This window comes from Streptococcus parasanguinis (assembly GCF_032163505.1).
Lineage (GTDB): Bacteria > Bacillota > Bacilli > Lactobacillales > Streptococcaceae > Streptococcus > Streptococcus parasanguinis_V.
The window spans coordinates 2,041,962-2,057,213 of record NZ_CP134147.1 but is presented as its reverse complement, the minus strand read 5'-3'; the positions used below and the strand labels follow the sequence as shown (position 1 = coordinate 2,057,213).

General features: G+C 42.3%; 11 protein-coding genes. 7 read left to right on the top strand and 4 right to left on the bottom strand.

What is annotated here, in order from left to right; all coding sequences use genetic code 11:
* Nucleotides 1–57: 57 nt before the first annotated feature.
* The 5 genes from malQ to nrdI all read left to right on the top strand — a co-directional run bounded on the left by malQ (nt 58) and on the right by nrdI (nt 8,669).
* Nucleotides 58–1,587 (top strand): 4-alpha-glucanotransferase, encoded by a 1,530-nt coding sequence (gene malQ / locus RIN70_RS09980; protein WP_031574710.1) that lies wholly within the window; start codon nt 58–60, stop codon nt 1,585–1,587.
* Nucleotides 1,588–1,632: 45 nt separating this feature from the next.
* The gene (gene glgP, locus RIN70_RS09975) at nt 1,633–3,891 is read left to right on the top strand and encodes a glycogen/starch/alpha-glucan family phosphorylase (RefSeq protein WP_049471794.1); all 2,259 of its coding nucleotides are present in this window, start codon (nt 1,633–1,635) and stop codon (nt 3,889–3,891) included.
* Nucleotides 3,892–4,381: 490 nt separating this feature from the next.
* On the top strand, nt 4,382–7,210 hold the full coding sequence (locus RIN70_RS09970) for a GbpC/Spa domain-containing protein (RefSeq protein WP_272144794.1): 2,829 nt from the start codon (nt 4,382–4,384) through the stop codon (nt 7,208–7,210).
* Nucleotides 7,211–7,636: 426 nt separating this feature from the next.
* Entirely contained in the window at nt 7,637–8,152 is a 516-nt protein-coding gene (locus RIN70_RS09965; RefSeq protein ID WP_070587705.1) for an ABC transporter permease, read from the top strand.
* A gap of 61 nt (nt 8,153–8,213) precedes the next feature.
* Nucleotides 8,214–8,669, top strand: a complete 456-nt coding sequence (gene nrdI / locus RIN70_RS09960) for a class Ib ribonucleoside-diphosphate reductase assembly flavoprotein NrdI (RefSeq protein ID WP_155125189.1) — start codon at nt 8,214–8,216, stop codon at nt 8,667–8,669.
* A gap of 240 nt (nt 8,670–8,909) precedes the next feature.
* Here the strand turns inward: nrdI and RIN70_RS09955 are convergent, their stop codons facing one another.
* A complete protein-coding gene (locus tag RIN70_RS09955) occupies nt 8,910–9,155 on the bottom strand; it encodes a MarR family transcriptional regulator (RefSeq protein WP_272145048.1) in 246 nt (81 codons plus the stop codon).
* A 153-nt stretch (nt 9,156–9,308) separates the two neighbouring features.
* Complete coding sequence (gene argS, locus RIN70_RS09950; RefSeq protein WP_313790579.1) at nt 9,309–10,997, bottom strand: arginine--tRNA ligase; 1,689 nt, start codon at nt 10,995–10,997, stop codon at nt 9,309–9,311.
* Nucleotides 10,998–11,101: 104 nt separating this feature from the next.
* On the opposite strand from argS, the gene argR reads away from it, so the two are divergent.
* Complete coding sequence (gene argR, locus RIN70_RS09945) at nt 11,102–11,542, top strand: arginine repressor (RefSeq protein WP_003009125.1); 441 nt, start codon at nt 11,102–11,104, stop codon at nt 11,540–11,542.
* A gap of 130 nt (nt 11,543–11,672) precedes the next feature.
* A complete protein-coding gene (gene mutS / locus RIN70_RS09940) occupies nt 11,673–14,222 on the top strand; it encodes a DNA mismatch repair protein MutS (RefSeq protein WP_195623347.1) in 2,550 nt (849 codons plus the stop codon).
* A 34-nt stretch (nt 14,223–14,256) separates the two neighbouring features.
* Here the strand turns inward: mutS and RIN70_RS09935 are convergent, their stop codons facing one another.
* Nucleotides 14,257–14,712, bottom strand: coding sequence for a DUF3021 domain-containing protein (locus RIN70_RS09935; RefSeq protein ID WP_021154102.1), 456 nt, complete (start codon nt 14,710–14,712; stop codon nt 14,257–14,259).
* Entirely contained in the window at nt 14,706–15,146 is a 441-nt protein-coding gene (locus RIN70_RS09930; protein ID WP_195623348.1) for a LytTR family DNA-binding domain-containing protein, read from the bottom strand. The genes RIN70_RS09935 and RIN70_RS09930 overlap by 7 nt, the downstream gene beginning before the upstream one ends.
* Between the last annotated feature and the right edge of the window lie 106 nt (nt 15,147–15,252).

Here is a 15,252-nt window from a genome sequence, read left to right as displayed (position 1 = left end):
TACCCATACCGTGCACCGAATCGCAGGCTTCAAAGAAATAAAAAAAGGTGGTAACCCATGAAAAAACGTCAAAGTGGTGTTTTGATGCACATTTCTTCCCTTCCTGGACAATACGGAATCGGATCATTCGGACAATCAGCATATGATTTTGTTGATTTCCTCGTTCGGACCAAGCAACGTTACTGGCAAATCTTGCCGCTTGGTACAACTAGTTATGGAGATTCTCCATACCAATCTTTCTCAGCTTTTGCTGGGAACACTCATTTTATTGATTTCGATCTTTTGATCGAGCAAGGTTTGTTAACAGAAGCAGACCTTAAAGGAGTGGACTTTGGTCAAGATCCTACTCAAGTGGATTATGCAAAGGTTTTTGAACAACGTCGTCCCTTGCTTGAAAAAGCAGTTGCGAATTTCTTAAAATCAAGTGATCAAAAAGAATTCCAAGAATTTTGTGAAGCCGATGCTTCTTGGTTGGAGCTCTTCGCAGAATACATGGCTATTAAAGAACACTTTGATTTGAAAGCTTGGACAGAGTGGCCAGATGCAGCTATTCGTGCGCGTGAGCCAAAAGCTTTGGCTAAATACCGTGAAGAATTGGCTGATAAATTGACTTACCATCGTGTAACTCAATTCTTCTTCTTCCAACAATGGTTGGCCTTGAAAGCTTATGCCAACGACCACCACATTGAAATTGTGGGAGATATGCCAATCTATGTAGCGGAAGATTCAAGTGACATGTGGGCTAATCCTCATCTCTTCAAAACAGATGAAAACGGAAAAGCAACTTGCATTGCAGGATGCCCGCCAGATGAGTTCTCAGCAACTGGTCAACTTTGGGGGAACCCAATCTATGACTGGGAAGCAATGGACAAAGATGGCTACCAATGGTGGATTGAACGCTTGCGTGAAAGCTTCAAGATCTATGACATCGTTCGGATCGACCACTTCCGTGGTTTCGAATCATACTGGGAAATCCCTGCTGGTTCTGAAACTGCAGCACCAGGTAAATGGGTCAAAGGTCCTGGCTACAAACTCTTTGCAGCCGTGAAGGAAGAGCTCGGTGATTTGAACATCATCGCTGAGGACCTTGGCTTTATGACGGATGAAGTTATTGAGCTTCGCGAACGTACTGGCTTCCCAGGAATGAAGATTCTTCAATTCGCCTTCAATCCTGACGATGAAAGTATCGATAGCCCTCACTTGGCACCAAACAACTCTGTGATGTACACTGGAACACATGATAACAACACAGTTCTTGGATGGTACCGCAATGAAATCGACGATCCAACTCGTGAGTATCTTGCTCGTTATACCAACCGGAAAGAGTACGAATCTGTACCGCATGCTATGCTTCGCACCGTCTTTGCTTCCGTCAGCTTCATGGCGATTGCTACGATGCAAGACTTGCTTGAGTTAGATGGCTCAGCTCGGATGAACTTCCCATCTACTCTCGGTGGTAACTGGTCATGGCGAATGACAGCGGATCAATTGACTCCAGCTGTCGAGCAAGAATTGCTTGATTTCACTACGATCTATCGTCGTGAAAACAAAGACTTGAAAAAAGAAGTTAAGAAAGCAAAAAAATAATCTTTCCCCCCTATTAAAATTGTTGAAACAAAGGAGACTCCCAACATGGAATCATTACAAAAATATGTGATTGATCATCATCAAAAAACAATTGCTGAATGTTCAAATGAAGAATTGTACATTGCTTTGCTTAATTACACCAAGCAAGCAAGCGCTCAAAAGAAATTAAATACTGGTAAGAAAAAAGTTTACTACATCTCAGCTGAGTTCTTGATCGGTAAACTCTTGTCTAACAACTTGATCAACTTGGGTCTTTACGACGATGTTAAAAAAGAATTGTCAGATGCTGGTAAAGACTTGATCGAAGTCGAAGAAGTGGAATTGGAACCATCACTTGGTAACGGTGGTTTGGGACGTTTGGCAGCCTGCTTTATCGACTCTATCTCAAGCCTTGGTTTGACAGGGGATGGGGTTGGTTTGAACTACCACTTTGGTTTGTTCCAACAAGTCCTTAAAAACAACCAACAAGAAACGATTCCAAATGCATGGTTGACTGACCAAAGCTGGCTCGTTCGTTCAAGCCGTAGCTACCAAGTGCCATTTGCACACTTCACATTGACTTCTACCCTTTATGATATCGATGTCCCTGGTTACAAGATTGAAACCAAGAACCGTTTGCGTTTGTTCGACTTGGATTCAGTTGATTCATCTATTATTGAAGATGGTATTAACTTTGACAAGACAGATATCGCTCGCAACTTGACCCTCTTCTTGTACCCAGATGATAGTAACCGTCAAGGGGAATTGCTCCGTATCTTCCAACAATACTTCATGGTATCAAACGGTGCACAATTGATCATCGACGAAGCCATCGAAAAAGGAAGCAACTTGCATGACCTTGCTGACTATGCTGTTGTCCAAATCAACGATACTCACCCATCAATGGTCATCCCTGAATTGATCCGTCTTTTGACAGAACGTGGTATTGGAATGGATGAAGCCATCTCTATCGTTCGTAGCATGACGGCTTACACTAACCACACAATCCTTGCAGAAGCCCTTGAAAAATGGCCACTTGAATTTTTGCAAGAAGTGGTTCCTCACTTGGTTCCAATCATTGAAGAATTGGACCGCCGTGTTCGCGCTGAATACAAAGATCCAGCTGTTCAAATCATCGATGAGAATGATCGCGTACACATGGCGCACATGGATATCCACTATGGATTTAGCGTAAACGGGGTAGCAGCACTTCACACAGAAATCTTGAAGAATTCTGAGTTGAAAGCCTTCTACGACATTTACCCTGAAAAATTCAACAACAAAACAAACGGTATCACATTCCGTCGTTGGCTCATGCATGCCAACCCAACCTTGTCACACTACTTGGATGATATCCTCGGACGTGACTGGCACCATGACGCATCTAAATTGGAAGATCTTCTTTCTTATGAAGATAAAGATGCAGTCAAAGCAAAATTGGAAAACATCAAGTCTCACAACAAACGGAAATTGGCTCGTTTCTTGAAAGACCATCAAGGTGTGGAAATCAATCCTAACTCTATCTTTGATACCCAAATCAAACGTCTCCACGAATACAAACGTCAACAAATGAACGCTTTGTATGTGATCCACAAATACTTGGACATCAAAGCTGGAAATATCCCTGCTCGCCCAATCACTGTTCTCTTTGGTGGTAAAGCAGCTCCTGCCTACACCATTGCACAAGATATTATCCACTTGATCCTTTGCTTGTCTGAAGTGATTGCAAACGATCCAGCAGTAGCTCCACACTTGCAAGTCGTTATGGTAGAAAACTACAACGTGACTGCTGCAAGCTACTTGATTCCAGCTAGCGATATTTCTGAGCAAATCTCCCTTGCTTCTAAGGAAGCTTCAGGTACTGGTAACATGAAATTCATGTTGAATGGTGCGTTGACACTTGGTACTATGGATGGAGCAAACGTGGAAATCGCTGAATTGGTTGGACGTGACAACATCTACATCTTCGGTGAAGATTCAGAAACTGTAATCGATCTATATGAGAAATCAGCATACAAATCAGCGGACTTCTATGAACGTGAAGCTATCAAACCATTGGTAGACTTCATTATCAGCGATGCCGTTCTTGCAGTTGGTAACAAGGAACGCTTGACTCGTCTTCACAAGGAATTGATCAACAAAGACTGGTTCATGACTCTTCTTGACTTGGAAGACTACATTGTCACCAAAGAACGCATGTTGGCTGACTACGAAGACCGTGATGCATGGTTGGATCAAGTCATCGTTAACATTGCGAAAGCAGGATTCTTCTCATCTGACCGTACGATCGCTCAGTACAATGAAGATATCTGGCACTTAAACTAATCATTAGTTGTTAGAAGACCAAGGCCCATAAGACCTTGGTCTTTTTCATTACTTCTTATTTGGGAAAAGAAATGGAGCTAGTTTAGGGAATGGACACTTCTGTAAGAAGTGTTGTTTTTTTGAATTTTGCAACTCCTAAAGGGAAAAAATTACATAATTTTTTATTTCAGTCTTCAAATCTAATTTATTGGTATAAAAAAATAGTTCCTCTTAAAAAGCCTTCCGGTGAAATTTATAAAAAGAGAAAGTACCTTGAAAACCCTTGAAAATAAAGGGCTTTTTCAAAGGCATTTGCATATATTTTCAACTAAAGATGGGGAAGGCAAGGAAAGTTTGGGGATTCAAGTTGTTATATATTTAAAGTAAAATAAAAAATTAAATTGACAAATATATAAAAATGGTTGATTGTGATACAATGGAGTTAACTGGAAGTAGCATATTTTTGCCTCTACAGTGAGATTTTTTTAAACAAAAAAGGAGAGTTTTGAAAATGAAAAGCTATCGTGAACATATTTCGAAGCAGGAAAAATTTTCAATTCGTAAGTTATCAGTCGGTGTTGTTTCATTGGCCATCGCTGGATTGGCTACTGTTAATACCTACGGAGCAGAAGTGAAAGCAGATGAGGCAACAGCGCCTGCAACTGAAGCAACTACTACGGATACAGCAACAAGTGATGCAGCTGTTGCAACAAGTTCTAAGTTGACATCTACAACTGTGACAGAAGGAAATAAAACAGTTACGACGACTTATGTAGAATCACCAGAACTTGAAAAAGCAAAAGCTGATGCAGCTACAGAAGGTGTGACCGTTACAGAAGAAGCGGAAAAAGTCCAACCATCTATCGCAGCAGCAGAAGCAGATAACAAAGCTCAAACAGCTGAAATCAACACAGTCGTTGAAAACTACAAAAAGGCCAAAGCCGAGTATGAAGCAAAATCTCAAGAAATCACATTGATTGAAAAGAGAAATGCGGATGCGGAAGCAGATTACCAAAAGAAAACAGCAAAGTACAATCAGGAAAAGGCAGCTTATGATAAAGCTTTAGAAGAGTACAATACTAAAAAAGCAGCCTACGATGCCAAAGTAGCCGAAAAAGCAGCAGCCGATAAGGCCAATGCAGATGCTAAGGCTAAGTATGATGCAGAAATGGCTGTTTACAATACAGCTAAAGCGCAATATGACAAAGATTTACAAGAATACCAAGCTAAGAAAGCTCAATACGATAAAGATAAAGAAGCTTATGGTAAGTTAGTTGCTAAGAAAGCAGAAGAAGATGCTGCCAAGAAAAAATACGACGCTGATCTTAACACATACAATGTTAAAAAAGCACAGTATGAAAATGACTATATTGCTTATCAAAAGAAATTAGCTGAATACGAAATTGCTAAAAAACAATATACGGACGCGAAACAAGCATACGACAAATATATGACAGACAATGCGTATGCTGACCTTAAAAATGTGTCAACTGTCCAAGATTTGACCTTCCAACGTGAAGGTGGAGCAACGCACACTATTGACGGCATCAGCACTTATCTCACTCGTGATGCTCAAGCTCGTTTGAATACAAGTAATGTACATCAGTATGATTCCAATAAATTGGAAGCTGCAGATATTGTAGCAACTAGTCCTTGGGCCAATAATGAAACTGAGTACATTCAAGTGAAAGAAGGCGATAAATTTGTCGTTACTTATGATAACTTGAATCAGTCCAGCATGCGTGAAAATACGGATATGCATCCAATCAAACGTGTGATTTACCGTTATGAGATTTTAAGTCTTCCATCAAATGATGGCAAAGGGATTGCAGCAGTCAACGCAGATCCAACGGTAACCATGACAGTGGGTGCTTCAACAGACCAAGACAAACCTGTTAAGGTTGCTGTCGATGTTGAATTCTATGATGGTGATGGCAATAAATTTGATTTGACTCAACGCAATGCGATTGTAGCGTTGAACTCGCTCAACCACTGGACAGGTGCTTCCTATGTCGATAGTGGAGACAAACCTCGTGCCCTTACAGTAGAAGCCAAAGATAAAAATGGCAACACTGTTCGTGGAACTTGGGATCCATATGCAGATGGTTCATCCATGAGCATTGAAAACAATGAAGTGAAGGTTAAAACAGGAAAAGCAGACTTTGGTACTGCAACTGTTTCCATTTCAGCAGACAACCCTCTCAAAATTGTGACTCAGAAATATGGTTATGTTAAAGATGACACAGGTAAATGGGTTCCTGGTACGACACCTGAGAAGGAAGAAGTAACGGATGCGTTAACTGTAAATGCTTCGGGTTCAGGAAGTGTTCATTCTATTGGTACAGAAGAATTTACCTTTGAAGGTAAGGATGATGTTATCGGATCATACAAAGTAGATGCAACTACAGGTCAAATTACGTTCACGCCTAAGAAGAAATTTGAAAACGTGGAACACCAAGAGTCTGTAAATGTTGGAAACAATAAATTTATTCCAATTCCAAACTCAAGTGTTTCTTATGATGCTGCTACTAAAGAAGTGACTTCCTTTAAAGATAACCAATATATTGAACATGGCTCTGTCTTTAACGGTGAATCTTCAACAACTCTTGAAGGTTGGGATAATCCATCTTCTCCATACCTCTATTATGGTGGAGCAGGCTTGAAGATGTCAGATGGACACTTAGTCTTTACGGCTAATGGTGCCAATGCGGCTGGTCAACCAACGGTTTATTGGTTTGCCATCAACTCAAATGTAGGTCTTCCTAAAGAGCCAGGAGAAAAACCGAAAGAGCCAACAAAACCAACAGAACCAAAGGCTCCAACTCCACCAACACCAACAGTTGTGGAAGTGCCAGCAGAGCCAAGTAAACCTGAAGAACCTAAATCACCAACTCCGCCAACAGCACCTAACTACACTGTGATTACGGTCGATGTGGAGGAACCAAAAGCTCCAACTCCACCAAAAGCTCCAACCCCACCAACTCCTGAAGTCGTTCCAAATACGAATCCGGTGAAACCGGAAGCTGAAGTGAAATGGCATAAGAATAAAGTGGTAACGGAAACAGATATTCCAACCCCACCAACACCAGTTCCTCCAACTCCACCAACTCCATACAACCCACCTACACCAATTGTTCCACCTACACCAATCGTTCCACCAACTCCAGAGGTTCCAACCGAACCAACTCCTGAAGTTCCGGAACAGCCTGTACAACCTGCGCAACCACAAACACCTACGCTTCCAAATACAGGTACAGAAAGCTCAACTGCAGCTGTTCTTGCAGGTGCGATGGCTGGATTGCTTGGATTGGGTCTTGCACGCAAGAAAAAAGAAGATTAATTCTTATTTCTGTCGTTCATTCATCTAAATAAAGAAAGTCAGAAGGCAAGTTCTTCTGGCTTTTTTGATGGAGTGATGACCAAATAGTTGAGAAATAGAACAGAATAGTTTTTGGATGAGGAGAGGAAATGGCTTTTATAGACCAAATCGTGTCGAAATGAAGCAGAATAGAAATGGATGACACAAGAAGAAGAGAATGAGGTATACTGGTGGTGTTCGAATGAAAGTTTATAGGACTCCGTTATATCTCTAATCATTCCAATGATACAGTTGCGATGGCTTTTCATCTTTTGCACACATTACTTTTCCAAATGAATTTCATTTGAACGTATCAGTGATCAGGCAAGTGCTTCCACGGTTTTGAGGCGCTTGCCTTTCTATCTGTATCGCGATATAATAGGGTGTAAGAAATGAAAAGGAGTTTGTATGAAAAAGAAACCTATCTATCTTTACATCCTGTTATTTTTCTCTACGGTTGGAACCCTGACTTCAGCTGTCTCAACCTTTGGAGCTTCAAAGAGTTTTGAGCTGACAGATGATTTTGCGAAACAACTTGGTTTAACAACGGCTCAAGACAAGGCTGACTACGTGACATATTATGAGAAATCAGCCCAACTCAATCAGTCTCCACTAACCTTTTTATTTGTTTCCCTGATTCTGATTGCCTTACTGGCAACTTTCTATTTCCTCTTTATGAAGCAGGATCTGTTAACAGCCCATTATACTTACATGGGGCAGATTTTATTAAGTCAAGCCTTCTCTTGCTATAATTATTTTGCAGGGCGTCCACTATTAGCTAGTTTTTCAACCCCGTCCCTTCGCCAACGATATCTGGCATCTTCGTCCATTGCTTTGTTACTCTTGACTGCTTTATCTCTTCTCTTCCTTGGGATTGTTTTGTATAAAACCTTGCGTTTGAGAAAAGCTCAAGCTACGGCATAATAGATAAGTTTGAATGGAGCTCTCTTAGAGGATAAGAGAGCTTCTTGATTGGAGAAAAAAGATGAAAGTATCCTTTGTTTATATTAGTCTGAGTGGGAATACAGAGAGTTTTGTCCGCCGCTTAAGTGACTATTTGCTGGAAGCCCATCCCGGACTTGAAATCGAGAAAGTGCATGTGAAAGACCTGGTCAAAGAGGGCCAGCCCTTCTTTGAAATGACCAATCCTTTTATTACTTTTTTGCCAACCTATTTGGAGGGTGGAAATGGTGTTGACAATGGCGATGTGGAAATTTTGACGACAGATGTCGCAGATTTTATTGCTTACGGAGGCAACGCCAGCAAGTGCTTAGGAGTGGTTGGATCAGGCAATCGGAATTTTAACAATCAATATTGTTTAACCGCTAAGCAATACAGCCAACGCTTTGGTTTCCCTATGTTAGCCGATTTTGAAATGCGGGGGATGTTGGGAGATATTAAAAAAGTAGCCGCCATTGTAGAAGATTTGTATCATCTTTAAAATAAAGAGAGTGGGACAGAAATCGGTAATTCGTTAGAATTCGATTTCGTCGTCCCACCTCCGCACAGTTGAGTAGGGCTGTAAAAGCTGATGAAATCAGCGTAGTAGAGCCCACTCAACCACTGCGTCTTGCTCGACAATCCAAAAATAATTGAGAGGCTAGGACTTTTGTCCCAGCCTCTTATTTGTTGCGACTGAATAGAAGAGGAGTCACATTTTATATGACTCCTCTTCTATGGCTTATTTTAATTCTTCTGTGATTTCTTTAGCAAGTAGGAGTCCCAATCGATAGTCTTTATTGATGGCATGGATGACATCGTTGATATTGTCGGTCTCTTGGATTTTTTCCTTGATGCTATCTTTGAAAGCTTGATCTTTCAAGAGTTGCTCTTGTAAGAGCCGTTGTAGTTTTTCTCTTTCGTACTTGTTAAATAAAAAGAGGACCACTAAACTGATGAGGATTAAGATGTAAACGGTTTGATTCATAGATTTCTCCTGTATATAAAGGATCTGAAAATGTAGAGAATGAAGGGCATTGGGCATGAGAAAAGGAGTGAGAAAGAACTAAATTGAATCTCATTTAGTTTCTCCTCTCACTCCCATAAGAGATGTTCTACTTATCAATCATTAGATAAGATATTACATTTTCTCAGGTGCTTCGACACCCAATAGACGAAGCGCTTCTTTCAAAACAACTGCTGTTGAGTAGCTAAGAGCAAGGCGGCTATCGCGTTCTGGGCTTTCATCCAAGATACGAGTGTGAGCATAGTACTTGTTGAAGGCTTGAGCCAAGTTGATCGCATATTTAGCAATCAAGGATGGGTCATAGTTTTCAGCAGCACGTTTCACGACACGAGCAAAGTCTTGGAGAAGTTTGATGATTTCCCAGCTTTCAGGGTCGTTCAAGCTGTATGTTGCATCTGCAGATGGAGTGAAGTTGGCTTTGCGAAGGATGGATTGGATACGTGCGTATGCGTATTGAACGTATGGTCCAGTTTCCCCTTCGAAGGATACCATGGCTTCAAGGTCAAAGTCATACCCGTTGCGACGATCTGTCTTCAAGTCGTAGAACTTAACGGCACCAACACCGACTGCACGTGCTACTTCTTCCTTGTTTTCCAATTCAGGGTTCTTTTCTTCGATCTGCGCTTTAGCACGAGAGATGGCTTCTTGAAGGGTTGGTTCGAGCAGGATGATATTTCCTTTACGAGTTGACAATTTTTGGCGGTTCTTTGTGACCAAACCAAAGTCAACGTGGATCATATCGTCGCTCCAGTCAAATCCCATTTTCTTCAAAACAGCTTTCAACTGACGGAAGTGGTTGGATTGTTCTTGACCTACAGCATAGATGTTTTTCACAAAGTTGTAAGTCCGTGCACGGTAGATTGCGGTTGCGATATCACGAGTGATATAAAGAGTGGCACCGTCTGATTTCTTAATCATAGCTGGTGGAAGGTTGACATCATCCAACTCAACGATGCTAGCTCCCTTAGACTCTTTCAATAAGCCTTTTTCTTCAAGGATTTGGACAGCTTCATCCATCTTGTCATTGTAGAAAGCTTCTCCGTTTAAGCTGTCAAATTCAACACCGAGGAGTTTGTAGATACGGTTGAATTCTACCAAGCTCTCGTCACGGAACCATTGCCACAATTCAGTTGCTTCTGGATCTCCATCTTCCAATTTCTTGAACCAGAGACGTCCTTCCTCGTCCAAAGCAGGATCATTTTCGATTTCGGCATTGATGCGGACATAGAGTTTCAACAATTCATCGATTGGATTGGCTTCGACAGCTTCCTTGCTACCCCATTTTTTATAAGCGACCATCAAGAGACCAAATTGTTTACCCCAGTCTCCCAAGTGGTTGATTTTAATGGTGTTGTAGCCCATTTTGCGGAAGATATTTGAAAGAGCATCTCCGATAACGGTTGAGCGCAAGTGACCAACTGAGAATGGTTTTGCGATGTTTGGGCTTGAAAGGTCGATGGTGATATTTTGACCTTTACCTTCGTCTTGTTGGCCGTAGTCTGCCCCTGCTTCGATGACGGATTTGATTACCTGATCAGAGATTTTAGATTTGTCTAAGAAGAAGTTCACGTAAGGTCCAGTTGCAACGACTTTTTCGAAGGCGCTTTGGTCGATCTTTTCAGCAATATCTGCAGCGATTGCTTGAGGAGCCTTGCGTTCCACTTTTGCAAGTGAGAAGGCTGGAAAAGCAATGTCACCAAGATCAGATGATTTTGGTTGTTCAAGCAAGTTTAAAATAGCATCTTGGTCAAGAGAGTCAATCACTTTGGCCAATTCACTAGCAATGAGTTCTTTATTGTTCATATTAGCTCCTTAGTCCTTTTAACTATTATTTTAACACAATTCTGAGCGAATTTTCAATTTTTTTGGTATAATTTAAAGTATATTTATTCAAAAGTGGAGGTCCAATGAAAAAGACAGAACGTCACCTTTTGATTCAACAAATGATTCGAAATGAAAAATTGTCGACTCAAAAAGAGATTCAGGATCGATTAGAAGCAAAAGGAATTGCTGTAACGCAAACAACTCTGTCACGAGATTTGCGCGATCTGGGTCTAGTTAAGGTGAAACGAAAAGACCAGTTGTATTATATTTTGCCAAATGAGCCTGAGGTGGCAGAGATTTATATTATGTTGTCTAGCCATGCCAAGTCAGTCTCACGAGCAGAATTCACCTTGGTTTTGCGGACAGAGCTAGGAGAAGCAGCTCTCTTGGCCAATGGTGTAGATGAAATGTCAGATGAGCGTATTTTGGGAACAGTAGCAGGGGCCAATACCCTCTTGATTGTCTGCCGTGACCAAGATGCGGCCATTGAAATTCAAAATGAAATTTTAGGGATGATGCAGTAATCACGCCCCTTGAAAAGAAAAAAATACCCCATTAAGATGTTAAAAGGAGGAAGATAGTGAGCTATCTACTCCTGTTTTCATCTATGGAGCTTGTGTCAGAAAATGACGCAACAGTAAGGAATAAAGAAGTATGACAGTAGAAAAAATATCCCCTGGAATGCAGCAGTATCTAGATATCAAAAAAGACTATCCGGATGCCTTTTTGCTGTTTCGAATGGGAGATTTTTACGAATTATTTTATGAAGATGCAGTGAATGCGGCTCAAATTTTAGAGATTTCCTTAACCTCACGGAATAAAAATGCAGAGAATCCGATCCCTATGGCGGGTGTTCCCTACCACTCGGCCCAGCAGTATATTGATGTTCTCATTGAACAGGGCTATAAGGTCGCGATTGCAGAACAAATGGAAGACCCCAAAGAAGCCAAGGGGGTCGTTAAGCGTGAAGTCGTACAGGTGATTACACCGGGTACAGTGGTGGATTCGACCAAGCCAGATAGTGAGAATAACTTTCTGGTTGCTTTGGATCGTTCAGGGAATGATTATGGGCTAGCCTATATGGATCTGGTGACAGGGGAGTTTCAGGTGACGACCCTCAATGACTTTAGCATGGTTTGTGGAGAAATCCGCAATTTACGTGCGCGTGAGGTGGTCCTGGGTTATGAGTTGCCAGAACAGGAAGAGCGTGTGTTTATTAGCCAGATGAATCTCTTGTTGTCACATGTAGAGACGGCGCTCGACGATGTTCAACTCTTAGGGGATCAGTTGAGTGAGCTAGAAAAAAAAACAGCTGGAAAACTTCTCCAGTATGTCCACCAGACACAAATGCGGGAATTGAGCCACCTCAAAAAAGCCCATCATTATGAGATTTGCGATTTCTTGCAGATGGACTTTGCGACCAAGGCTAGTCTTGATTTGACAGAGAATGCACGGACTGGGAAGAAACATGGTAGCTTGTATTGGTATTTGGATGAAACCAAGACGGCCATGGGTGGTCGTTTGTTGCGGTCCTGGATTCAGAAACCCTTAGTCGATTTGAAACGGATTCGAGAGCGCCAGGACATCATTCAGGTCTTTATGGATCATTTCTTTGAACGGAGCGATTTGACCGACAGCCTCAAAGGGGTCTATGACATTGAACGCTTAGCGAGTCGGGTTTCCTTTGGCAAGATCAATCCTAAGGATCTCTTGCAGCTAGGAGATACTCTGGGGCATGTGCCGACGATCAAGTCGATTCTACTGGGGATTGGTGATCCAGTCTTAGATGTCTTGATTGCACGCTTGGATGAACTTCCTGAGTTGCACCGCTTGATTACCTCAGCTATTGCTCCGGAAGCGTCTGCTGTTATTACAGAGGGAAATATCATCCGTACAGGTTTTGACGAGCAATTGGATCAATACCGTGTCGTTCTTCGGGATGGTACTGGTTGGATTGCTGAGATTGAAGCCAAGGAGCGCGAAGCCAGTGGCATTACAGGTCTAAAGATCGATTACAACAAGAAGGATGGCTACTATTTCCATGTCACCAATTCTCAATTGAGTCACGTTCCTGCTCACTTTTTCCGCAAGGCGACCTTGAAAAATTCAGAACGCTTTGGTACGGAGGAATTGGCACGCATCGAAGGAGATATGCTAGAGGCGCGTGAGAAGTCTGCTAATCTGGAATATACGATTTTTATGCGGATTCGTGAAGAAGTTGGCAAGTATATCCAACGTCTGCAACAGTTAGCTCAGGCGATTGCGACGGTTGATGTTTTACAAAGTTTAGCCAGCGTCGCTGAGTCGCAACAGTTGAATCGTCCCCTCTTTCATGAAGAACGACGAATCGCGATCGACAAAGGTCGCCATCCGGTTGTTGAAAAAGTGATGGGAGCCCAGTCCTATATTCCTAATAGCATCTTTATGGATGAAGAACGGGATATTCAGCTGATTACGGGGCCAAACATGAGCGGGAAGTCTACCTATATGCGCCAATTGGCGATCATTGTGATTCTTGCGCAAATCGGCTCCTATGTTCCAGCGCAAAAGGCTGAGTTGCCAATCTTTGATGCGATCTATACCCGAATCGGAGCTGCTGATGACCTGGTATCGGGTCAGTCTACCTTTATGGTAGAAATGATGGAGGCCAATCACGCTATTCGCAAGGCAACGCCCCAGTCCTTGATTTTATTTGATGAGTTGGGACGGGGAACGGCGACCTATGATGGAATGGCTCTTGCCCAGTCCATCATCGAATACATCCACGATCGTACCGGTGCTAAGACCTTGTTTGCGACCCATTACCATGAGTTGACAGCTCTCTCAGAGACCCTGTCCCGGTTGGAAAATGTCCATGTCGCGACCTTGGAGCGAGATGGACAGGTCACCTTTTTGCACAAGATTGAACCCGGTCCAGCAGATAAATCTTATGGGATTCACGTGGCCAAGATCGCTGGTTTGCCAGAAGAATTATTGAAGCGGGCGGATGCGATTTTGACCAAGTTCGAAGGACAAGCCCAGCAAGTACCGCTTGCGGATACAACTCCTAAAAAGGAAGTGTCTTCGCAGGTTGCTGAACAAATGTCCCTCTTTGAGGAAGAGACAGAAAATACGGTGATCACAGAATTGAAGAATCTGGATCTCTACAATATGACTCCCATGGAAGTCATGATGGCAGTCGCCGAATTGAAAAAGAAATTATAAAAGAAGATCCTCGTGACGGCGAGGATCTTCTTGCTTAGTGGTTAGTAATGCTTTGATTGATTTCTTGGACTTGTTTTTTATAAAAATGATGGGAGACCAACCAGATGATCACGTAAACGAGGGTGAATTCGACAACGAGTGAGAAGTAAAATCCGAGTCGTGCTGGAAACCAGCCGGCCAAGGTAGCTAGGGGAATAAACCCAAGTAACATGAGTAGGTAATGGCTCAGAGTAGCCCGTAAGAGGCTCCAGTCTTTTTGAAAGAGGAGACTTCCGAAGCTAAAGAGGACCCCAATCGCACCCCAAACGAGAGCACAATAGAGCATGACCAGTGAGCCGTGAACATGATGCAAGAACATCCAGCGACCGACTGCAGAGTTGGGACTTAAGGGAAGGTACAACTCAGGTGAGAAGAGATAGGAAAAGAAGATGGATAAGATGAGCCCGATGAAAATCCCTTTTAGGGCGTCAGAAAAAGATTGTTTTAGCATGATAATTTCTCCTTAATGGCTTTCAAGTAACGACGGGAGGAGTAGGTCAGACTCCCGTTTTTAAGATAGATTTGCACCGATCCTCCACTAGTAAAGTGCAGGTGATCGATTTCTTTTGTGTTGATAATTTCAGATTGGGAAATTTTGAGAAAGCAGGTCGGTAAGTCTTCAGATAACTGATAGAGTGGCCCAGTCAGAATAAATTGATCTGTCATGGTCTCACCAATTACTTGCCGATTTTCAATGTAAAAACGTTGGAATAGCTGGCTTTCGATCAGATAAGCTTCCCCATCCTTTTTGGCACGTAAGCGCCCTTTTTGATCCAATTCTTCCACAAAGTCACGGATTTTCTCTACACGCGCAGACAGTGCAGGTGCTGTGATCATCACCGCTTCATCTTGGAAGTGGGAATCAATGTGTACTTCAACTTTCATAAGATCGTTTCTCCCTCCTTTGGGTAAAGTCGGTTGGCCTGCTAGCCCGGCTCCTTCTTTACACTACTATTAAACACTTTTTCCAAAGGGAAGACAAGGAAATTTG

Bases quoted from the DNA above. Each gene is read 5' to 3' on its own strand.
- glgP (WP_049471794.1), top strand. From the start codon at position 1,633: ATGGAATCATTACAAAAATATGTGATTGATCATCATCAAAAAACAATT.
- RIN70_RS09955 (WP_272145048.1), bottom strand. From the start codon at position 9,155: ATGAATCAAACCGTTTACATCTTAATCCTCATCAGTTTAGTGGTCCTC.
- RIN70_RS09930 (WP_195623348.1), bottom strand. From the start codon at position 15,146: ATGAAAGTTGAAGTACACATTGATTCCCACTTCCAAGATGAAGCGGTG.
- argR (WP_003009125.1), top strand. From the start codon at position 11,102: ATGAAAAAGACAGAACGTCACCTTTTGATTCAACAAATGATTCGAAAT.
- mutS (WP_195623347.1), top strand. From the start codon at position 11,673: ATGACAGTAGAAAAAATATCCCCTGGAATGCAGCAGTATCTAGATATC.
- RIN70_RS09935 (WP_021154102.1), bottom strand. From the start codon at position 14,712: ATGCTAAAACAATCTTTTTCTGACGCCCTAAAAGGGATTTTCATCGGG.
- malQ (WP_031574710.1), top strand. From the start codon at position 58: ATGAAAAAACGTCAAAGTGGTGTTTTGATGCACATTTCTTCCCTTCCT.
- argS (WP_313790579.1), bottom strand. From the start codon at position 10,997: ATGAACAATAAAGAACTCATTGCTAGTGAATTGGCCAAAGTGATTGAC.
- RIN70_RS09970 (WP_272144794.1), top strand. From the start codon at position 4,382: ATGAAAAGCTATCGTGAACATATTTCGAAGCAGGAAAAATTTTCAATT.
- nrdI (WP_155125189.1), top strand. From the start codon at position 8,214: ATGAAAGTATCCTTTGTTTATATTAGTCTGAGTGGGAATACAGAGAGT.
- RIN70_RS09965 (WP_070587705.1), top strand. From the start codon at position 7,637: ATGAAAAAGAAACCTATCTATCTTTACATCCTGTTATTTTTCTCTACG.